This is a genomic window from Pseudonocardia sp. UM4_GMWB1 (genome assembly GCF_017312155.1).
Lineage (GTDB): Bacteria > Actinomycetota > Actinomycetes > Mycobacteriales > Pseudonocardiaceae > Pseudonocardia > Pseudonocardia alni.
In genome coordinates this window covers 4,764,833-4,784,693 of record NZ_QJPN01000001.1, presented here as the reverse complement: position 1 = coordinate 4,784,693, position 19,861 = coordinate 4,764,833, and the positions used below count along the sequence as shown (strand labels likewise).

Genomic DNA, 19,861 nt, shown 5'->3' with positions numbered 1-19,861 from the left:
GCTAACCGCTTCCGCGGGCCCGCGACGCTCTGGTACCCCTCTGCGGATGACCGTTCCCACACCGGCCGCGGCGACCCCGACCCTGCACCGCGCCTGGGCCGCCGACCTCGACCCGGCCACCCTGTACGCGCTGCTCGCGCTGCGCACCGCGATCTTCGTCGTCGAGCAGGGGTGCCCCTACCAGGAGCTCGACGGGCGCGACCTCGAACCGCGCACCCGGCACCACTGGCTGGCCGACGGCGGCACGGTCGTCGCGACCCTGCGGCTGCTGGCCGATCCCGGCGGGGTGCTGCGGATCGGCCGGGTCTGCACCCGCGCCGACGCGCGCGGACGTGGGCTGGGGCACCGGCTGATGGACTCGGTGCTCGCCGAGGTCGGGGACCGCCCCTGCGTGCTCGACGCCCAGGAGGTCCAGGAGCCGTTCTACGCGCGGCACGGATTCGTGCCGGCGGGGGAGCGGTTCGTCGAGGACGGCATCCCGCACGTCCCGATGGAGCGCCGCCGCTCCTGAGCGGGGCTCGGCCCGCGGCCCGCCTGCGTGCACCGCGACCGGTTCGAGCGCGTCGCGCAGCCGGCGGGCCGGCGCGCCGCCGGTCACCGCGCCGGCCGGCCCGACCCCGTCCGGTGCGGCGGCGAAGAAGATCCGGACGGCTTCGGCGTGGTCCACGTGCGGTCCTCGCGGGGTTCGGCGTCGCTGCCGGCCCGACGGCAGGTCCTCGGCCGGTGGGGCACGACCGGACGACGGGCGTGCCCCGCGCGTCGTCGTCGCCGGGACGCCGAGTGCGCGATACTCCCGCGCGTGCCCGGACCCAGAGGGTGCACGAGCGGACACGCTGGGAGAGGAAGGCGGAACGGATGAGCGACGACCGACGGGGCGGCGACTCCCCGGCCTGGGGGCGGGTCGGACCGGAGGACCCGACGGCGGACCCGGCGACCCATCCGGCGCTGCGCACACCCGACCCCACGGCCGATCAGCCGACCGTGGCGGTGCCGGTGGAGGGCGGCGGCCCGGACTCCGAGGCCACTACCGAGAAGCGCGCGATCCCGCACACCCGCACCGGCGGGCTGTGGGCCGCGCTGATCCTCTCGGCGGTCGTGCTGATCTTCCTGCTGGTGTTCATCCTGCAGAACACCGAGCCGGTCGCGATCAACTTCCTGTGGCTGACCGGGACGCTGCCCACCGGGGTGGCGCTGCTGTTCGCCGCGATCGCCGGGATCCTGCTGGTCGCCGTGCCCGGGACGGGCCGGATCCTGCAGCTGCGGCGGCAGGCGCGGCGAGGCTGACCCACACGGGTCGCGGCCGGGGCGCCGGCCGCGACCCGGGGGAGGTCAGCGCCGTCGGCGCGGCCGGTCGGTGCGCGCGGTCCCGCCCGCGGCCGGGCGGCGGCGGGGTGTCGGCTTCGGCGGCTTGGCGACGACGATCGGCTCGCCGGACGGCTCCCGCGAGCCGGTCACGCGGACCAGGTCCGGGTGCCCCGGGCGGACCGTCGAGACCTCGGCGGAGACCCCGGCCTGGCGGGTGAGCAGGTCCACCTCGGCGCGCTGCTCGGGCATCGCCAGCGTCACGACGACGCCGTCCTCACCGGCCCGGGCGGTACGCCCGGCACGGTGCAGGTAGGCCTTGGGGTCGGCGGGCGGGTCGACGTGCACGACGAGCCCGACGTCGTCGATGTGGATGCCGCGGGCCGCGACGTCGGTCGCGACGAGCACCGGCACCGCGCCGGAGCGGAAGTCGTCGAGCGCGCGGTTGCGCTGGCTCTGCGAGCGGCCACCGTGCAGCGGCCCGGCGGCGACGCCCTCGCGGCGCAGCACCCGCACCATCCGGTCGGCGCCGTGCTTGGTGCGCACGAACAGGATCGTGCGGCCCTCCCGGGCGGCGATCTCGGCGACGACGCGGGACCGGTCGTCGCGGTCGACGACGAGCACGTGGTGCTCCATCGTCGCGACGCTGCCGGTCGGCGGGGCGACCGAGCGGGTCACCGGGTCGGTCAGGTGGCGCCGGACCAGGGTGTCGACGTCGCCGTCGAGGGTCGCGGAGAACAGCAGTCGCTGCCCGTCGGCGGGGGTCCGGTCGAGGATCGCGCGGACCTGGGGCAGGAAGCCCATGTCGGCCATGCGGTCGGCCTCGTCCAGCGCGGTGACCGTGACCTCGGACAGGTCGCAGGTGCGCTGCTGCAGGTGGTCGGACAGCCGGCCCGGGGTGGCGACCAGCAGGTCGACCCCGCGCCGGAGCTCGGCGACCTGCTTGTTCATCGACATCCCGCCGACGATGTCGGTCACCCGCAGGTCGACCGCCTTCGCCAGCGGCGCGAGGACCTCGACGACCTGGGTGGCGAGCTCGCGGGTCGGGACCAGCACCAGGCCGCGCGGGGCGGTCGGGCGGGAGCGCTCCCCGGCCAGGCGGGCCAGCAGCGCGAGCCCGAAGGCGAGGGTCTTGCCGGACCCGGTCTGGCCGCGTCCGAGCAGGTCGCGCCCGGCGAGGGTGTCGGGCAGCGTGGCCGCCTGCACCGGGAACGGGGCGGTGAAGCCCTGCTCGGCCAGTGCCTTGGTCAGGCGCTCGGGCAGGCCCAGCTCGGCGAACGACGGCATGCCGTCCTCGGGCTCGATCCACTGCGGCTCCGGCTCCGCCTTCGGGGCGGCGACGGCGGCGGCGCGGGCCGGGGCCGGACGCGACGCTGCGGCGGCGCCACCACCGCGGCGGCCGCGGCGGGCGGCCGGACGGTCACCGCCGCGCTGCGCGGACCGGGCGGGGCCGCGGTCGACCCGGCTCCCGTCCTGGAGGTGCTCGCGACGCTCGGCGCGGTTGCCACCGCCGTCGCCGGAGCGCTCGCCCCGGGCGGGGCGGGGCGCACGGGGGGCGCCGGAGCGCTCGCCGCGGGCGGGGCCGCCGGTGCGGGCGCCCCGGGCCGGACGCGGGGCGTCGCGGCGGTCGTCGTCGCGGGCGGGACGGTCGCGGCGGTCGTCGCCGCGGGTCTCGGTGCGGCGGTCGTCGCGCCGGGCCGACCCGCGGTGGGCGCCACCGTCGCCGGACGGGCCGGACGGGCGGGTGGCCCGCCGGCGGGCGGGACGGTCGGACGTGGTGCCGGCGTCGGACGACGGCGGGCGGAACTGCGGCCTGGTCAAGACAGGTCTCCTCGAGAACGTGGCACGTCCTGCGGAGACCTCGGGGGAGGTGTGCTCGGCCGACGGGCCCGGGCGCGGCGGCGCGTCGTCGCGGTGCGCGCTCCGTGATGGAAGGGCTCGGCCCGGCGGCTCTGGCGGCCGGGCGCTCGTCGATCCACACTACGCGCCATACCCGTGCTGCCCGGTGCCGGGCCGCCGGGACGCGACGCGTGACGCCGCGTCGCGCCCCGGGGGAGCGGCGGGCCGGGTCAGCCCAGCAGGGTGCGTTCCCGCAGCTCGGTGAGGAGTCGCCCGGGTGCGGCGGGGTCGAGCCCGCGGGCGACGAACCACTCGCCGATGCGTCGGACGTCACGGTCCAGGAACTCCGGTCCCTGCGGGTTCCCGACGACGTCGACGACCTGTGGCAGGTCGATCAGCACCGCCCGGCCGTGGTGGACGAGCACGTTGTAGGCAGACAGGTCGCCGTGCGCCCAGCCGAGGTCGGCGAGCACGCCGAGGGCGTCGACGAGGTCGTGCCACAGCGCGGTCAGCGCGTCCGCGTCCGGGCGCAGCGCGGCGAGCCGGGGTGCGGCGCGCCCGTCGGGCGTGCCGAGGAACTCCAGCAGGACCTCGGTCCCGTCGACCGACACCGGGTAGGGCACCGGGGCGCCCGCGGAGTGCAGCCGGGCGAGTGCGGCGAACTCGGCCGCCGCCCACTGCCCGGCGATGAGGTCGCGGCCCAGCGCGGTGCGCTGCGCCATCGCCCGGGTCTCCCGGGAGCGGCGGACGCGGCGCCCCTCCAGGTAGCCGGCGTCGCGGTGGAACATGCGGTGCGCGGGGTCGCGGTAGCGCTTGGCGGCGAGCAGCACCCCGTCACGGCCGGGGAGGCCGCGTCCGACGAGGTGCACGTCGGCCTCCTTGCCGGTCTTGAGCACCCCGCGCTCGTGGTCGACGGCGCCGGCGTCGGTCACCAGCCAGCCGGGGTGGGGGTGCGGGCCACGGGCACCGGCGGGCAGCCCGGGCCAGGTGGACCAGCGGTCGCCACCGCCGGGGACCTCGGCGGTGTCGGGGTCGTGCCCGGCCCGGCCGTCCAGGGCGAGCGCGGCGGTGTCGGCGCGGCCGGGACGGGGGCGGGGCTCGTCGTCGTCGAAACGGCGGCGACGGCGGACGGGATCGGGACGGTCGGAGGAGTACACGTGCGGCTCCGGAGGCGGCAGGGGGTGCCGCGCGGAGCCGGTCCTCAGGGACCGGTCGTGCCGCGCGACGGGGACGGTGCGGGCGGGCACGCGCTGCGCACCCGGACACGACGGACGGCCATCGGTACGCACCTCCCCGCTCGCACCGCGCGGCCCTGCCGCGCCACCGGTCCCTCCGGCCGGTGGCGACCCTGCCGGACGCCGTCCCGGCCCGCCACCGGTTTTCCGTGCCGCGCGGACCCTGCGCTCAGCCGAAGGCGCTGAGTGCGCCGAGCCCGATCGCGGCGAACAGCGCCGCCCACACCACGACGGCCACGACCTGCCAGACCACGACCTGCCGCCGGTCCAGTCCGGCAGCGACCATCCCGAACGCGGTCACCGAGATCGCCATCAGGGTCGGGCCGGCAGCGAGGCGACCGGGACGCCGTAGCGGTCCACCCGGGCGGTCACCTTCTGCCGCCGTTCCGACGGCGGCCGCGACGCGCGGCGGCCGAGTCCCCGCCGGGCCCGGTCGCCCAGCCGCACCGCGACGACCAGGGCCAGCACGTTGCCCGCGATCGCCCCGGCGGCGGCGAGGAGCACCGGCATGCCGGTGACCGTCCCGACCAGCGTGCCCGTGTAGGACTCCAGGAACGGCACCACGCCGATCACGAACACCGCCAGGAACTGCCACACCGGGTGCAGGGCGGCGACCCACAGGTTCAGCTGCTCGACCATGCCCGGATCATGCCGTATGTCCGACTCGGTGTCCGGGGTTCAGGCCGGGATGACGAGATCCAGGTGGTCGCCGTCGCGCTCGACGACGTGTCCCGCCCGCCGCGCGATCCGGGCCACCGCGCCGGCGTCGGCGGGCTCGGCCCGGGAGGTCGCCAGCAGCCGGGCCAGGCCTCCCTTGTGCGACTTGTTGTGGTGGCTGACGACCGACCGGCTCCCGTCCGGTCGCCGGGCCAGCACGTTCACCGTCACCGCGCCGGGGACCGTCCCGAGCGCGGCGTAGCCGCCGGAGCGGAGGTCGACGACGAGCTCGCCGTCGGCGATGCGGGCCAGCAGCGGGTCGAGCGCCGGGCGCCAGCGCGCGGCCAGGGTGCCCGAGCCGGGCAGCTTCGAGCCCGCCGAGAGCCGGTAGGGCGGGATCGGGTCGTCGGCCCCGAGCAGTCCGAACAGCGCCGAGCACACCGCGAGCCGGGATCGGGCCCGGTCCCGGGTGGCGCGGGTGAAGGAGCCGGAGTCGAGGGCGTCGTAGAGGACCCCGGTGTAGCGGTCCAGCGCGGGCAGCGTCGGGTTCGTGCGCAGCGCGGCGTTGCGGTCGATCTCGGCGTCCTGGCGCTGCGACACCCCGAGCGCGGCGCGCGCGGCCGGACGGTCGCCTGCCAGTGCGACGAGCTCGTCGCAGAGGTCTGTGCGGACGGGGCCGAGGTCGGCGTCGTGGGAGAGCCCGGCGAGGTCGAGCGGCGGGCCGTCGCCGCCGTCACGCTTGGTCTCCGAGGGCGGCAGCAGGACGAGCACGGCGCATCAGACTAGTGATCGCCGCGCGCGGCCGTTGTGCCCGCCGGGGGACCGCACTAGGTTCGGGCCCGTGACCTGCCTGGTGGCGCGCATCCACGTCGACTGCATGCGGATCACGAGCGCGGCCTGTCGCCCCTGCCGCTGACCCGCGCTCGTCCGAGGGCCCACGCACGCGTCCGCCCCGCCACAGCCCCTCCACCGCCGCGATCGACCGACCCGGGCCCGGCCCGCCTCGGCACGCTCACACCGGCGGTCGACCCGAAGAGGAGTCCCACCGTGACCGACCCCGACACCACCGCCAACTGGTCGTTCGAGACCAAGCAGGTGCACGCCGGCGCCGCACCCGACCCGACCACGAACGCCCGGGCCACGCCGATCTACCAGACGACGTCCTACGTCTTCCGCGACACCGACCACGCCGCGAACCTGTTCGGGCTCGCCGAGTTCGGCAACATCTACACGCGGATCATGAACCCCACCCAGGACGTGCTGGAGCAGCGCGTCGCCGCGCTGGAGGGCGGGGCCGCGGCCCTGGCCGTCGCGTCCGGGCAGGCCGCGCAGGCGCTCGCGGTCCAGAACATCGCCGAGGCCGGGGACCACATCGTCTCCAGCGCCTCGCTCTACGGCGGCACCTACAACCAGTTCCACTACACCTTCCCGAAGATGGGCATCGAGGTCACCTTCGTGGAGGACCCCGACGACCTGGAGGAGTGGAAGGCCGCGATCCGGCCGAACACCAAGGCCCTCTACGGCGAGACGCTGGGCAACCCGCGCGGCAACATCCTCGACATCGCCGCCGTCGCCGGTGTCGCGCACGACGCCGGGGTCCCGCTGATCGTCGACAACACCGTCCCGACCCCGTACCTGGTGCGGCCGATCGAGCACGGCGCCGACATCGTCGTCGAGTCACTGACCAAGTTCCTCGGCGGCCACGGCACCTCGGTCGGCGGCATCATCGTCGACTCCGGGACGTTCGACTGGGTCGCGAACAAGGACAGGTTCCCCGGCCTGACCAGCCCGGACCCGAGCTACCACGGCGCGGTGTTCACCGACGCCGTCGGCCCGATCGCCTACATCATCAAGGCCCGTGTGCAGCTGCTGCGCGACCTCGGCCCGGCGATCTCCCCGCAGAACGCGTTCCTGATCATCCAGGGCATCGAGACGCTGTCGCTGCGGATGGACCGGCACAACCAGAACGCCCAGGCGCTGGCCGAGTGGCTCGAGGCCCGCGACGAGGTGGAGCAGGTCCACTACGCCGGTCTCCCGTCCAGCCCGTGGCACGCCCTCCAGCAGAAGTACCTGCCCAAGGGCGGCGGCGCGATCGTGGCCTTCGAGCTGCGGGGCGGTGTCGAGGCGGGCAAGAAGTTCGTGAACGCCCTCGAGCTGCACAGCCACCTCGCCAACATCGGCGACGTCCGCAGCCTGGTCATCCACCCGGCGTCGACCACGCACAGCCAGCTCTCCGCGGAGGAGCAGCTCGCCTCCGGCGTGACCCCGGGCCTGGTCCGGCTGTCGGTGGGCCTCGAGGGCATCGAGGACCTCAAGGCCGACCTGGACGCCGGTTTCCGCGCCGCGAAGGGCGCCTGAGAGCGGATCTGATTACCTGGTGTCCGTGAACGACTTCGAGCTCCCTCCCGCCAGCGGCGCCTGGCGGGAGGGGGACGACCCCGGCCGCCGCCACTTCCTCGACCTGCCCGCGCCGCTGAAGCTGGCGGCCGGCGGGGAGCTGCCGGGCGTGCGCCTGGCCTACGAGACCTGGGGCGAGCTCGCGCCGGACGGCTCCAACGCCGTCCTCGTCCTGCACGCCCTCACCGGCGACGCGCACCTGGAGGGTCCGGCCGGCCCCGGGCACCCGACGTCCGGTTGGTGGCCCGGGCTGATCGAGCCGGGCGGCCCGCTGGACCCGGCCCGCTGGTTCGTCGTCGCGCCGAACGCGGTCGGCGGCTGCCAGGGCAGCACCGGTCCGGCGTCCCGCGCGCCGGACGGGCGGACCTGGGGCAGCCGGTTCCCGACGGTCACCGTGCGGGACACGGTCGTCGCCGAGCAGTACCTGGCCGACGCGCTCGGCATCGACGCGTTCGCCTGCGTGATCGGCGGCTCGATGGGGTCCATGCGGTCCCTGGAGTGGGCGGCCACCGAGCCCGACCGGGTACGGCGGCTGTTCCTGCTCGCCGGGCCCGCGGCGTCGACGGCGGACCAGATCGGCTGGGCGAGCCCGCAGATCCAGGCGATCACCGGCGACCCGCACTGGCACGGCGGCGACTACCACGACACGCCGGAGGGGCCGTGGCGCGGACTCGGCGTGGCCCGCCGGATCGCGCACCTGTCCTACCGCTCGGGCTACGAGCTGGCGACCCGCTTCGGCCGCGGCCCGCAGCCGGGCGAGGACCCGCTCGACGGCGGCCGCTACGCCGTGGAGTCCTACCTGGACCACCACGCGCACAAGCTCGTGCACCGCTTCGACGCCGCGTCCTACGTGCGGCTGACCCAGGCGATGAACCACCACGACGTCGGCCGCGACCGGGGCGGGGTGACCGCGGCGCTGTCGCGGGTGAGCGCCCGCACCTACGTCGCCGGGGTCACCTCCGACCGGCTCTACCCGCTCGCCGACCAGCAGGAGCTGGCCGACGGCATCCCGCGCGCCGACCCGCTCAAGGTGATCGACTCGCCGTACGGGCACGACGGGTTCCTGGTGGAGACGCCGACGGTGGCCCGGCTGCTGGCCGAGCTGCTGGACGAGGCGGTCTGAGCCGCCGGGACCGCGTCCACCGGGCGCGGCCACGGCCGGAACGCCGTCAGCCCAGGTTCTCCCCGTAGACGCGCTGCACCCGCATCGTCATCAGCACCCGCCGGTCCCGGACCATGACCTCGCGGTACTCGTCCCAGTCCGGGTGCTCCCCGGCGGCGGCGCGGTACCAGTCGACCAGCGCCTGCACGGCCGGTCCGTCGGGCGAGTCGTCGGGACCGACGAGCTCGACCGGGCCCTCGGCCGTCGCCCAGGAGCGGCCGTCGGTGCTCTCCACCGACAGCGCCGCCCGCGGGTCCCGCCGCAGGTTCGCGGTCTTCGCCCGCCCCTCGGTCATCGACACCTGCACCGTCCCGGCCGCGCGGTCGTAGTACGGCGTCACCGGCGACAGCTGGGGCATGCCACTGCGCTTGATCGTCGCGAGGACGCCCTGGCGTGCCCCCGCGAGCAGCTCGTGCTGTTCGTCTCCCATGCCCCGAGTCTGCCCGCTCCGGAACCGGGATGAGCGGCTCCGGGGTCCCTCGCTACCCTTCTGCAGGTGTTGACCCGGATGTCGTCGCTGTTCCTGCGCACCCTGCGTGAGGACCCGGCCGACGCGGAGGTACCCAGCCACAAGCTGCTGGTCCGCGCCGGTTATGTCCGTCGCGTGGCCCCGGGCGTGTACTCCTGGCTGCCGCTCGGTCTCACGGTGCTCCGCCGCGTCGAGAAGGTGGTGCGCGAGGAGATGGACGCCATGGGCGGCCAGGAGATCCAGTTCCCGGCGCTGTTGCCGCGCGAGCCCTACGAGACGACGAACCGGTGGACCGAGTACGGCCCGAACCTGTTCCGCCTCAAGGACCGCAAGGGCGGCGACTACCTGCTCGGCCCGACCCACGAGGAACTGTTCACCCTCGCGGTCAAGGGCGAGTACTCGTCCTACAAGGACTACCCGGTCATCCTCTACCAGATCCAGAACAAGTACCGCGACGAGGAGCGCCCCCGCGCGGGCATCCTGCGCGGCCGCGAGTTCCTCATGAAGGACTCCTACTCCTTCGACCTCACCGACGAGGGACTGTCGGAGTCCTACCGCAAGCACCGCGACGCCTACGTGAAGATCTTCGACCGGCTCGGGCTGCGCTACGTGATCGTGTCCGCGACCTCGGGTGCGATGGGCGGCTCGGCGTCGGAGGAGTTCCTCGCCGAGTCCGAGACCGGCGAGGACACCTTCGTCCGCGGTCCCGGCGGCTACGCGGCCAACGTCGAGGCCGTCACCACGCCCGCGCCCCCCGCGGTCCCGCTCGACGGGCTGCCCGCCGCGCAGGTGCACCACACGCCGGACACCCCGACCATCGAGTCGCTGGTGACCTTCCTCAACGCGCACACCGAGCGCACCTTCACCGCGGCCGACACGCTGAAGAACGTGCTGGTGAAGACCCGGCAGCCCGGCGCGGACGAGTGGGAGCTGCTGGGGATCGGCGTCCCCGGCGACCGCGAGGTCGACATGAAGCGCCTGGAGGCGTCGCTGGAGCCCGCCGAGGTGGCGCTGCTCGACGAGGCCGACTTCGCCCGCAACGGGTTCCTGGTCAAGGGCTACATCGGGCCGGGCGCGCTCGCCGCGAACGGCGTCCGCTACCTCGTGGACCCGCGGATCGTCACCGGCACCGCCTGGGTCACCGGCGCGGACAAGGCCGACCACCACGTCGTCGACCTCGTCGCGGGCCGCGACTTCACCCCGGACGGCACGATCGAGGCCGCCGAGGTCCGCGCCGGGGACCCGTCCCCGGACGGCACCGGCGTGCTGGAGGCCGCCCGCGGCATCGAGATCGGGCACATCTTCCAGCTCGGCCGCAAGTACGCCGACGCCTTCTCCCTCGACGCGCTCGGCCCGGACTCCAAGCCGGTCCGGATCACGATGGGCTCCTACGGCATCGGTGTCTCCCGGCTGGTCGCCGCGATCGCCGAGCAGTCCCACGACGGCTCCGGCCTGGTGTGGCCGCGGTCGGTGGCGCCGTTCGACGTGCACCTCGTCGTCGCGGGCAAGTCCGCGGAGCTGCTGGCGGGCGGCGAGGCCGTCGCCGCCGAGCTGGAGGCCCAGGGCCTGTCGGTCGTGCTCGACGACCGCAAGGCGAGCCCCGGCGTGAAGTTCGCCGACGCCGAGCTGATCGGCGTGCCGACGATCGTCGTCGTCGGGCGGGGGCTCGCCGACGGGAAGCTGGAGCTCAAGGACCGCGCCACCGGCGAGCGGAGCGAGATCGACCGCGCCGGTGCCGCCGAGCTCGTCGCGGGGATCGTCCGCGGGGCCTGAGCGGCACCGCCACCGCACGGGCGGGTCCCTCGCCGGAGAGGCCCGCTCCGTGCGTTCCTCCGGTCAGCCGGGGCGGACCGCCGAGGCGGCGAGGTCGGTGAGGGCCGAGCGGGGTACCGCGTCGCCCGGACCGCCGCCCGCATCCGCAGCGACGACCAGCATCGCGACGCCGACCGACCCGTCCCGGGCCTGGGTGCGGGGGACCGCCAGCACACCGACCGCGCCGTCGGTGGCGCGGCACCCGCCGGCCCCCGACGCGGTGCCGTCGGTGCGGACCGTGGCCTCGACCCACGTCCCCGGTTCACCGCTGCCCGGACGTGGTCCGGGCGGCCCGACCGCCACCTGCGGTGCGGAGCCGGCGTAGGCCGACTCCCCGGCGCCGCGGGCGAACGCCTGCGCGGCCTGCTCGACCGTCGTCCCGGCCGGGACGGCGACGAGTGCGGCCGCGGCGACCCCGCGTGGCGCGGCGCCGACGGGGCAGTCGCCCGCGGCGAACGGCGGCGCCTCGGCGAGCCGGGCGAACGGCACCCCGAACACGTCCAGGGCGGGCGCGCCGGCGGTCGGGGCCGTCCACCCCGGCGGGGGCGTGACGGCGAACGCGGCGGGCTCCGCGGCCGGGGCCGGTGCGGCCGGGGTGGCCGTGGTGGAGTCCGGGCGGATGCCGCCGAGCCCGGCCACCGCGCCGGCCACGACCAGCACGGCGACGGCGGCGGCCAGCGCGGGACGCAGCCGTCGCCCGGATCCGGGGGAGGGGTCGCCCGGGCGCGACGGTGTCGCGGGAGCCGGGCGGTCGGTCGTCGTCGTCCGGCCGGAGGTCACCGGCGCAGCGTACGGCGGTGTCGCGCGACCCCGACGCGGTGTTCCGGCGGGCGGCCGACCGCGGTCGCCCGGCGGTCCGGGGCGTGCGGCGGGGCTCAGCCCGGCAGCAGCGTCAGCCGCACCGAACGCGTCGGGTTGTCGATGTTGGTGTCGACCAGGCAGATCGACTGCCAGGTCCCCAGCGCGGGGCGGCCGTCGATCACCGGCACCGTCGTCGACGGCGGCACGAACGCGGGCAGCACGTGGTCGCGCCCGTGCCCGGAGCTGCCGTGCCGGTGCCGCCACCGGTCGTCGGCGGGGAGCAGCTCGCGCAGCTGCTCGAGCAGGTCGGAGTCGCTGCCCGCGCCGGTCTCGATGAGGGCGATGCCGGCCGTCGCGTGCGGCACGAAGACGTTGAGCAGGCCGTCACCGGCACCGCAGTCGGACAGGAAGCGTTCGATCCGGTGCGTCAGGTCCACGACGGTCTCCTCGGAACCGGTCCGGATCTCGATCAGCTCGCTGTGCACGACCCCGACACTAGGACGCTCACTACGCTCGGGCAGCGTGGACGACACAGTCACCTTCGCCGGGTGGGAACTGCCACACCGGCCCGGCTACCTGAACACCGCGAGCATCGGCATCCCGCCGCTCCGGGCGTCGGCGGTGGTCGCCGACGTCGTGGCGCGCTGGGCGGTCGGCGCGGCCTCGCCGAAGGACTTCGACGACGACGTCGAGGCGGCCCGCGCGGGGTTCGCCGCGATCACCGGGGTGCCGGTCGCCGACGTCGCGCAGGGCGCCACGACCTCCGGCCTGATCGGTCCGCTCGCCGCGTCGGTGCCCGACGGCACCCGCGTGCTCGTCGCCCGCGGTGAGTTCTCCTCGGTGACCCGGCCGTTCGCGGTGCAGGCCCACCGCGGGGTCCGGGTGACCGAGGTGCCGCTCCCGGAGCTGGCGGCCCACGCCGGTGACCACGACCTCGTCGCGGTGTCGGTGGTGCAGTCCGCCGACGGCGCGATCGCCGACGTCGACGCACTGCTCGCCGCCCGCGCCCGCAGCGGCGTGCGGCTTCTGTTCGACGTCACCCAGGCCGCCGGGTGGCTCCCGCTGCGTCTGCACGACGCCGACGCCGTCGTCGGTGCCGGGTACAAGTGGCTGCTCGCGCCGCGCGGCACCGCCTGGCTGGCCCGGCGTCCGTCGTGGGTGGACGGGCCGCCCGCCGGGGCGTGCTGGCCGGAGCCCGTCCCGCACTCCGCGGGCTGGTACGGCACCCGGGACCGCTGGGGCGGCGGGCTCTACACCCCGGACCCGCCCGCGCGGCCCGGACCGGCCGGCGGCGAGGAGGCCCCCGTCTGGTTCGCCCACGCCGGCGCCGCGGTGACGCTGCCCTGGCTGGCCTCGCTCGACGCCGACGGCCTGCGCGCGCACTGCGTCGGTCTCGCCGACACCCTGCGCGAGCGGCTCGGGATGCCGCCCGCCGGGTCGGCCATCGTGTCGGTGCGCGCCGAGGGGGCGGCCGACCGGCTGGCCGCGGCCGGGGTCACCGCCGCCGTGCGCGACGGGGCCGCCCGGCTGGCGTTCCACCTGTCGACCACCCCTGACGACGTCGAGGCGGCCGCCGCGGCGCTCCGCTGAGCGCCGCGACCCCTCAGCTGCGGCCGGGGAACACCGGTACGACGGGGGACCGCTCGGTGACCCCGCGCCAGTACGCGAGCCGGCCGGTGCACTCGACCATCGCCTTGAGCCCGGCCTCGCGCAGCGGGACCGACGACGACCGCTCGGTCACCGACCGCCAGGCGGCGATCGCGTCGGTCTCGGCCGACACCAGCAGCGCCCCGGCCGACACCCCGTCGACGACGGGCTGCGGGGCCGCGTACGCCGGCTGCGCCGAGACCGGCCGCTGCCCGATGTCGGACAGGGTCTGGGTGATCTGACCGCGCAGGGTGGTGTGGGCCTCGATGTCGCCGCGGGCCCGGGTCGCCCACTCCGGCGGGATGAACGCGAGCGCCATCTTGTACGCCCACAGCGCCGCGTGCTCGCAGGCGAGTGCCCGCTGCAGCGCCTCGACGGTGACCTGGGGGACCTGCGGCTCGTCGTCGGAGGACTGCCGCGGCCGCGGACCCGCGCTCACGCCGGCGCCCCGGTCAGGACCGCCGCGTAGGTGGCGCAGCAGGCGGCGACCTCGGCGACCAGACCCACCTGCAGCGCCGAGGCGCGGGGGACGACCTCGCCTGCGCTGCGGGCCGACCCGGCGACGGCGTCGCGCACCGCGGCGAGGTCCCCCGACGGCGGTGTCGCGGGGGCGGCGATCTGGCCCGGAGTGCGTCCGCCCGCCTGGTCCAGCGCGGCGGCGTGCTCCATCCGGGCCGCGCGCAGCGGCTCCAGCCGGCCCGCGAGCGACGGGTCGCCGGTCACCGCGGCGACGACCAGCGCGGCGTCGGACCGGGCTGCGTCGGCGAGCGCGAGCAGGGCGTCGGAGGCGTCCTCGGTGCGCGTCGTCGCGCTCGAGCAGCCCGCCAGCGGCACCATCGCGGCCACCGCGGCCGTGGTGGCCAGCACCTGGCGCCGCGTCGGGCGGGCACCGCCGCGGCGGGTCACCGGTGACGGGGTCACCGACGGCGGCGGCCCGGCCGGGGACACCCGGGGCGACACGGATGGCTCGCGGTCGTTCACGTCGGGTCATGCTGCCAGCACGTGCCGGGCCGCCCGGCACCGACCGTGCCCGCCCGGGCCGCGGACGACCGCCCACCGACGGGCCACCGACCGGCGGCCCGCCGGGCCGACGCGCTAGGCTCGTCGGCCGTCCCCACCGTCACCGGCACCGTCCGGTCCCGTCCGGACGCGTCGCGGTGTGCGGCGCCGCCGTCGTATGCCGTCCGCAAGCGACCGACGTGCCCGCCCACCGGCGGTCGCGGCACCACGATCGACGCCCACCCGAAGCCCCGCCGACCGGCCGCCGCCCCGGCGGGCACCCTGACACGAGGAGAGTCACCCGATGCGCAGTCCGGACCCCGCACAGCTGGCAGACCAGCTGCGCGGCGTGCTCGAGCCGGTGGTCCACGGGGCCGGGCTGGAGATCGACGCCGTGGAGGTCCGCACCGCCGGGCGACGGCACTCGGTCAAGCTCGTCGTCGACCTGCCCGAGTCCTCGCCCGCGACCGGCATCGATCTCGACGTCATCGCCCGGCTCAGCCGCTCCGCGGCCGCCGAGCTGGACCCGCACGAGCACCTCATCGAGGGCTCGTACACGCTCGAGGTGACCTCGCCCGGGATCGACCGGCCGCTCACCGAGCCCCGGCACTGGCGACGGGCCTACCTGCGCCTGGCGCGGATCACCCTGACCGACGGCACCGTCGTCGAGGCCCGGGTCGGCCGGCTCGACGGCGACACGGTCGCCGTCGCGGTCCCCGGCCGGAAGGCGCCCGAACGCCGGGACATCCCGCTCGCGGAGATCCGCCACGCCCAGGTGCAGGTCGAGTTCAAGCCCGCCCCGCCCGCGGAGACCGCACTGCTCGACCCGGACGCGCTGTCCGGCAGCACCGACGGGGCCGACGGGGCCCCCACGAACCACGACGACGGCGGCGCCGTCGAGACCGTCCGCGACGAGGAGAACCGGTGAACGTCGACATCCCCGCGCTGCGCGCGATCGAGCGGGACAAGGAGATCCCGTTCGAGACGGTCCTCTCGGCCATCGAGACGGCGCTGCTCACCGCCTACCGACACACCGACGGCCACCACCCGGACGCCCGCGTCGACATCGACCGCAAGACCGGTGTGGTGCGGGTCATGGTCCGCGACGCCGCCGACGCCTCCGAGGACGGCACCCCCGGCCCGGAGTTCGACGACACACCCGAGGGCTTCGGCCGGATCGCGGCGACCACCGCCCGCCAGGTCATCCTGCAGCGGCTGCGCGACGCCGAGCACGAGCGCACCTACGGCGAGTTCTCCACCAAGGAGGGCGAGGTCGTCGCGGGCATCGTGCAGCGCGACGCGCGCGCCAACGCCCGCGGCGTCGTCGTGGTCGAGCTCTCCGGCGGCACCGAGGCCGTGCTCCCCGCCGCCGAGCAGGTGCCGGGCGAGGTCTATCGGCACGGCGACCGGATCCGCTGCTTCGTCATCGGCGTGAACCGCGGCCCGCGGGGCACCTCGATCACGCTCTCGCGGACCCACCCGAACCTGGTGCGGAAGCTGTTCGCCCTCGAGGTGCCCGAGCTCGTCGACGGCTCCGTCGAGATCGTCTCGGTGGCCCGTGAGGCCGGGTTCCGTTCCAAGATCGCGGTGCGCTCGACCCGCTCCGGGCTCAACGCCAAGGGCGCCTGCATCGGCCCGATGGGTGCCCGCGTGCGCGGTGTGATGGGCGAGCTGGCCGGCGAGAAGATCGACATCATCGACTGGTCCGAGGACCCGGCCGAGTTCGTCGGCAACGCGCTCTCGCCGTCGAAGGTGGTCTCGGTGACCGTGCTCGACGAGCGCGCCCGGATCGCCCGCGTCGTCGTGCCGGACTTCCAGCTGTCGCTGGCGATCGGCAAGGAGGGGCAGAACGCCCGCCTCGCCGCCCGGCTCACCGGCTGGAAGATCGACATCCGCAGCGACGCCGACCCGCGTGACCCGGTCACCCCCGACGGTGGGCCGGTCGACCCCGCCGGGGAGCCGTCCTGACCGACGGAGATCAACAGCAGGGGCCGGGCGAGGGAATGCCCGAGGACCGCTCTGCGCTACACTCGTCACCGGCCCGCGGTCGCGGACCGTCGCCCACGCACACCCGGTCGGTTCCGATCCGGACCTGTGTGGGGTGCCGGACCCGGGAACGGGCCGACGTACTGTTGCGGGTGGTCGTGGAGAACGGACGTTGCATTCCGGATCCGCGCCGCCGTCTCCCCGGACGGGGTGCCTGGTTGCACCTCTCGACGGGGTGCCTGGACAGGGCCGAGCGACGCTCGGCGTTCGCCCGGGCGTTACGCGTCCGCTCGGCACCGGACGTCACCGCCGTCAAGCGGTGGCTGCAGGAGTCGCGCGACCCGCTGGGGCCCGGGAACCTCTCGGACCCGTCATCGGAAGAAAGCAAGGTCGACCAGTCATGAGCCAGCAGTGAAGATCGCACCATGAACGTGCTTCGACACTAGGTTCGAGGTCGAGCGGGATGCTGCCGCCCGGCCTCCGGTCAGGATGAGGAGAGCAGTGGCAGGCAAGGCCCGCGTGCACGAGCTCGCGAAAGAGCTCGGAATCAGCAGTAAGCAGGTCCTCAGCAAGCTGCAGGACCTGGGGGAGTACGTGAAGTCCCCCTCCTCCACCGTGGAGGCCCCGGTCGCGCGCAAGCTGCGCGACGCGATGGCCTCCGGTGGGGGCGCCGCCGGCGGTCAGCGCCGCGGTTCCGGTGCGCCCGGTGGCGGTCGTCCGCGCGCCGGTGGCTCCGGCGCCCCGTCGCCGTCGCGCCCGACCCCGGGTCCGGCCCCCAAGCCCGGCCCGCGTCCGGGTCCGCCGGCCCCCGCGGCACCCACCCCGGGTGCCCCGTCGCCGGCGCAGCCCGCGGCGCGCACCGACGTCCCGAAGCCGGGACCGGCCGCGCCCAAGCCCGGCCCGCAGGCCCCGGCGGCTCCGGCCGTCGAGACCCCCGCCGCGGCCGCCGAGGCCCCGGCCGCGCCGCGGCCCGGTTCCGCCGCGCCGAAGCCCGGTCCGGCGGCCCCGAAGCCGGGTCCGGCCGCGCCGAAGCCCGCCCCCGCGCCCCGTCCGGGCCAGGGACAGGGACAGGGTGGCCAGGGCGGCGGCGCCCCGCGTCCCGCCGGCCAGCCCGGCGAGCGTGGCGCCCGTCCGGGCCCGCGCCAGCCGCGCGTCGGCAACAACCCGTTCGGCGTCGGCCAGGGTTCGCCCAAGCCGGGCCCGCGTCCCGGCCCGCCGCAGCCCCAGCAGGGCGGTGGCGGCCAGCAGGGCGGCGGCCGTCCCGAGGCTCCGGCCGCGCGTTCCGGTGAGGCCCCGCCGCGTCCGCCCCGTCCGGGCGGCGCTCCGGGTTCGGGCGGTCCCCGTCCGAACCCGGGCAACATGCCTCCGCGGCCGAACCCGGGCATGATGCCCGCGCGTCCGGCTGCCGGGCGTCCCGGCGCCGGTGCCGGTGGCCGTGGTGGCCCCGGCGGCGGTCGTGGTGGCCCCGGCGGTGGCCGTGGTGGCCCCGGTGGCGGTCGTCCCGGTGGCGGTGGCGGCGGTTTCCGTCCCGGTGGCGGCGGTCCCGGTGGTCCGCCCCCGGCCGGTGGATTCCGTGGTCGTCCCGGTGGCGGCGGTCGTCCCGGTGGCCGCGGCGGTGCCGCGGGTGCCTTCGGCCGTCCCGGCGGACCGGCCCGCAGGGGTCGCAAGTCGAAGCGGCAGAAGCGCCAGGAGTACGACGCCATGGCTGCTCCCTCGGTGGGCGGCGTCCGCCTGCCGAAGGGCAACGGCGAGACCGTCCGGCTGCCGCGTGGCGCGTCGCTGACCGACTTCGCCGAGAAGATCAACGCCAACCCGGCCTCGCTGGTGCAGGTGTTGTTCCACCTCGGTGAGATGGTCACGGCCACCGCGTCGGTCTCGGACGAGATCCTGGAGCTGCTCGGCCAGGAGATGAACTACCGCGTGCAGGTCGTCTCCCCCGAGGAGGAGGACCGTGCGCTGCTGGAGTCGTTCGACATCGAGTTCGGTGACCCGGGCGACGAGGACGCGCTCGAGGCGCGTCCGCCGGTCGTGACCGTCATGGGTCACGTCGACCACGGTAAGACGCGACTGCTGGACACGGTCCGCAAGGCGAACGTCCGCGAGGGCGAGGCCGGTGGCATCACCCAGCACATCGGCGCCTACCAGGTCGCGGCCGAGCTCGAGGGCGAGGAGCGGCTCATCACGTTCATCGACACCCCGGGTCACGAGGCGTTCACCGCCATGCGTGCCCGTGGTGCCAAGTCCACCGACATCGCGGTCATCGTGGTGGCGGCGGACGACGGTGTGATGCCGCAGACCGTCGAGTCGATCAACCACGCCCAGGCGGCCGGTCTGCCGATCGTCGTGGCGGTCAACAAGATCGACGTCGAGGGTGCGAACCCGCAGAAGATCCGTCAGCAGCTCACCGAGTACAACCTGGTGGCCGAGGAGTACGGCGGCGACACCATGTTCGTCGACATCTCCGCGAAGCAGGGCACGAACATCGAGGCCCTGCTCGAGGCGATCCTGCTGACCGCCGACGCGGCCCTCGACCTGCGGGCCAACCCCGAGATGGAGGCGCAGGGCGTCACCATCGAGGGTCACCTCGACCGCGGTCGCGGCCCGGTGGCCACGGTGCTGGTCCAGCGCGGCACGCTCCGGGTCGGCGACTCGGTCGTGGCCGGCGACGCCTCCGGGCGCGTCCGGCGCATGGTCGACGAGCACGGCCAGGACGTCACCGAGGCGCTCCCGTCGCGTCCGGTGCAGGTCATCGGTCTGACGTCGGTGCCGGGTGCGGGCGACACGTTCCTCGTCGTCGACGAGGACCGGGTCGCGCGCCAGATCGCCGACCGGCGGCGTGCCCGCGAGCGGAACGCCGAGCTGGCGAGCCGTCGCAAGCGCGTCAGCCTGGAGGACCTGGACGCCGCGCTGAAGGAGACCAACACCCTCAACCTGATCATCAAGGGTGACAACTCGGGCACCGTCGAGGCGCTCGAGGAAGCCCTGATGAAGCTGGACGTGGGTGAGGAGGTCGAGCTGCGGGTCATCCACCGCGGCGTCGGCGGTATCACCGAGGGCGACATCAACCTCGCCATCGCGGACAACGTCATCGTCATGGGCTTCAACGTCCGTGCCGAGGGCAAGGCCACGGAGCTGGCCAACCGCGAGGGCGTCGAGATCCGCTACTACTCGGTGATCTACCAGGCGATCGACGAGATCGAGGCGGCCCTCAAGGGCATGCTCAAGCCGGAGTACGAGGAGGTCGAGCTGGGCCGCGCGGAGGTCCGCGAGGTCTTCAAGTCCTCGAAGTTCGGCACGATCGCCGGTTGCCTGGTGATGAGTGGGGAGATCCGCCGGAACGCCCGGGCGCGCCTGCTGCGCGACTCGAAGGTGATCCACGAGAACCTCCCGATCTCCTCGCTGCGCCGGTTCAAGGACGACGTGGTCGAGGTCCGCGAGGGCTTCGAGTGCGGTCTGACGCTCGGTACCTACGGCGACATCAAGGTCGACGACGTCATCGAGACGTTCGAGATGCGGGAGAAGCCGCGCGACTAGCGGCTGACGAACGCGCTCCGA

Annotated in this window: 20 protein-coding genes; 10 read left to right on the top strand and 10 right to left on the bottom strand. The window is 75.6% G+C overall.

The genetic code is table 11. The features are described from left to right. Positions 1–46: 46 nt before the first annotated feature. On the top strand, positions 47–511 hold the full coding sequence (locus tag DMP15_RS22350) for a GNAT family N-acetyltransferase (protein WP_073578145.1): 465 nt from the start codon (positions 47–49) through the stop codon (positions 509–511). A 344-nt stretch (positions 512–855) separates the two neighbouring features. Beyond that, positions 856–1,284 carry a LapA family protein gene (locus DMP15_RS22345; protein WP_073578144.1) on the top strand — a complete coding sequence of 143 codons (429 nt, stop codon included), beginning with the start codon at positions 856–858 and terminating at the stop codon, positions 1,282–1,284. Positions 1,285–1,329: 45 nt separating this feature from the next. Here the strand turns inward: DMP15_RS22345 and DMP15_RS22340 are convergent, their stop codons facing one another. The 5 genes from DMP15_RS22340 to yaaA form a co-directional block, all read right to left on the bottom strand. Then, positions 1,330–3,123, bottom strand: coding sequence for a DEAD/DEAH box helicase (locus DMP15_RS22340; protein WP_435827784.1), 1,794 nt, complete (start codon positions 3,121–3,123; stop codon positions 1,330–1,332). Between the two features lie 248 nt (positions 3,124–3,371). Then, positions 3,372–4,298, bottom strand: a complete 927-nt coding sequence (locus DMP15_RS22335; protein ID WP_073578280.1) for an RIO1 family regulatory kinase/ATPase domain-containing protein — start codon at positions 4,296–4,298, stop codon at positions 3,372–3,374. Positions 4,299–4,545: 247 nt separating this feature from the next. Next, on the bottom strand, positions 4,546–4,689 hold the full coding sequence (locus DMP15_RS22330) for a hypothetical protein (protein ID WP_161152729.1): 144 nt from the start codon (positions 4,687–4,689) through the stop codon (positions 4,546–4,548). Next, the gene (locus DMP15_RS22325; protein WP_073578143.1) at positions 4,689–5,015 is read right to left on the bottom strand and encodes a hypothetical protein; all 327 of its coding nucleotides are present in this window, start codon (positions 5,013–5,015) and stop codon (positions 4,689–4,691) included. The genes DMP15_RS22330 and DMP15_RS22325 overlap by 1 nt, the downstream gene beginning before the upstream one ends. A 39-nt stretch (positions 5,016–5,054) precedes the next feature. Continuing rightward, complete coding sequence (yaaA, locus tag DMP15_RS22320) at positions 5,055–5,804, bottom strand: peroxide stress protein YaaA (protein WP_073578142.1); 750 nt, start codon at positions 5,802–5,804, stop codon at positions 5,055–5,057. A 276-nt stretch (positions 5,805–6,080) separates the two neighbouring features. On the opposite strand from yaaA, the gene DMP15_RS22315 reads away from it, so the two are divergent. Further along, on the top strand, positions 6,081–7,391 hold the full coding sequence (locus tag DMP15_RS22315) for a bifunctional o-acetylhomoserine/o-acetylserine sulfhydrylase (protein ID WP_073578141.1): 1,311 nt from the start codon (positions 6,081–6,083) through the stop codon (positions 7,389–7,391). 25 nt (positions 7,392–7,416) lie between these two features. Further along, entirely contained in the window at positions 7,417–8,553 is a 1,137-nt protein-coding gene (gene metX, locus DMP15_RS22310) for a homoserine O-acetyltransferase MetX (RefSeq protein ID WP_073578279.1), read from the top strand. A 46-nt stretch (positions 8,554–8,599) separates the two neighbouring features. On the opposite strand, the gene DMP15_RS22305 is transcribed toward metX, so the two are convergent. Next, a complete protein-coding gene (locus DMP15_RS22305) occupies positions 8,600–9,022 on the bottom strand; it encodes a PPOX class F420-dependent oxidoreductase (RefSeq protein ID WP_073578140.1) in 423 nt (140 codons plus the stop codon). 66 nt (positions 9,023–9,088) lie between these two features. On the opposite strand from DMP15_RS22305, the gene DMP15_RS22300 reads away from it, so the two are divergent. Next, entirely contained in the window at positions 9,089–10,834 is a 1,746-nt protein-coding gene (locus DMP15_RS22300) for a proline--tRNA ligase (protein ID WP_073578139.1), read from the top strand. A 63-nt stretch (positions 10,835–10,897) separates the two neighbouring features. On the opposite strand, the gene DMP15_RS22295 is transcribed toward DMP15_RS22300, so the two are convergent. Both DMP15_RS22295 and DMP15_RS22290 read right to left on the bottom strand, forming a co-directional pair. Continuing rightward, a complete protein-coding gene (locus DMP15_RS22295) occupies positions 10,898–11,653 on the bottom strand; it encodes a hypothetical protein (protein ID WP_073578138.1) in 756 nt (251 codons plus the stop codon). 95 nt (positions 11,654–11,748) lie between these two features. Then, complete coding sequence (locus DMP15_RS22290) at positions 11,749–12,159, bottom strand: secondary thiamine-phosphate synthase enzyme YjbQ (protein ID WP_073578137.1); 411 nt, start codon at positions 12,157–12,159, stop codon at positions 11,749–11,751. Between the two features lie 37 nt (positions 12,160–12,196). Here DMP15_RS22290 and DMP15_RS22285 point away from each other — a divergent pair, with 37 nt between their 5' ends. Beyond that, positions 12,197–13,264: an aminotransferase class V-fold PLP-dependent enzyme gene (locus DMP15_RS22285; RefSeq protein ID WP_073578136.1), complete on the top strand. Its 1,068-nt coding sequence runs from the start codon at positions 12,197–12,199 to the stop codon at positions 13,262–13,264. A gap of 13 nt (positions 13,265–13,277) precedes the next feature. Here DMP15_RS22285 and DMP15_RS22280 read toward each other — a convergent pair whose 3' ends face one another. After that, a complete protein-coding gene (locus tag DMP15_RS22280; protein WP_062401114.1) occupies positions 13,278–13,760 on the bottom strand; it encodes a ferritin-like domain-containing protein in 483 nt (160 codons plus the stop codon). Beyond that, complete coding sequence (locus DMP15_RS22275) at positions 13,757–14,302, bottom strand: hypothetical protein (RefSeq protein ID WP_100880012.1); 546 nt, start codon at positions 14,300–14,302, stop codon at positions 13,757–13,759. Before DMP15_RS22275 ends, DMP15_RS22280 begins: the two co-directional genes overlap by 4 nt. A 322-nt stretch (positions 14,303–14,624) precedes the next feature. On the opposite strand from DMP15_RS22275, the gene rimP reads away from it, so the two are divergent. From rimP to infB, 4 genes are all read left to right on the top strand, one after another. Continuing rightward, on the top strand, positions 14,625–15,248 hold the full coding sequence (gene rimP / locus DMP15_RS22270) for a ribosome maturation factor RimP (RefSeq protein ID WP_073578133.1): 624 nt from the start codon (positions 14,625–14,627) through the stop codon (positions 15,246–15,248). Next, positions 15,245–16,288: a transcription termination factor NusA gene (nusA, locus tag DMP15_RS22265; RefSeq protein WP_073578132.1), complete on the top strand. Its 1,044-nt coding sequence runs from the start codon at positions 15,245–15,247 to the stop codon at positions 16,286–16,288. The genes rimP and nusA overlap by 4 nt, the downstream gene beginning before the upstream one ends. Positions 16,289–16,323: 35 nt before the next feature. After that, positions 16,324–16,710, top strand: a complete 387-nt coding sequence (locus DMP15_RS22260) for a YlxR family protein (protein WP_083659084.1) — start codon at positions 16,324–16,326, stop codon at positions 16,708–16,710. Positions 16,711–16,807: 97 nt separating this feature from the next. Then, entirely contained in the window at positions 16,808–19,840 is a 3,033-nt protein-coding gene (gene infB / locus DMP15_RS22255; RefSeq protein WP_083659083.1) for a translation initiation factor IF-2, read from the top strand. The last annotated feature ends 21 nt before the right edge of the window (positions 19,841–19,861 follow it).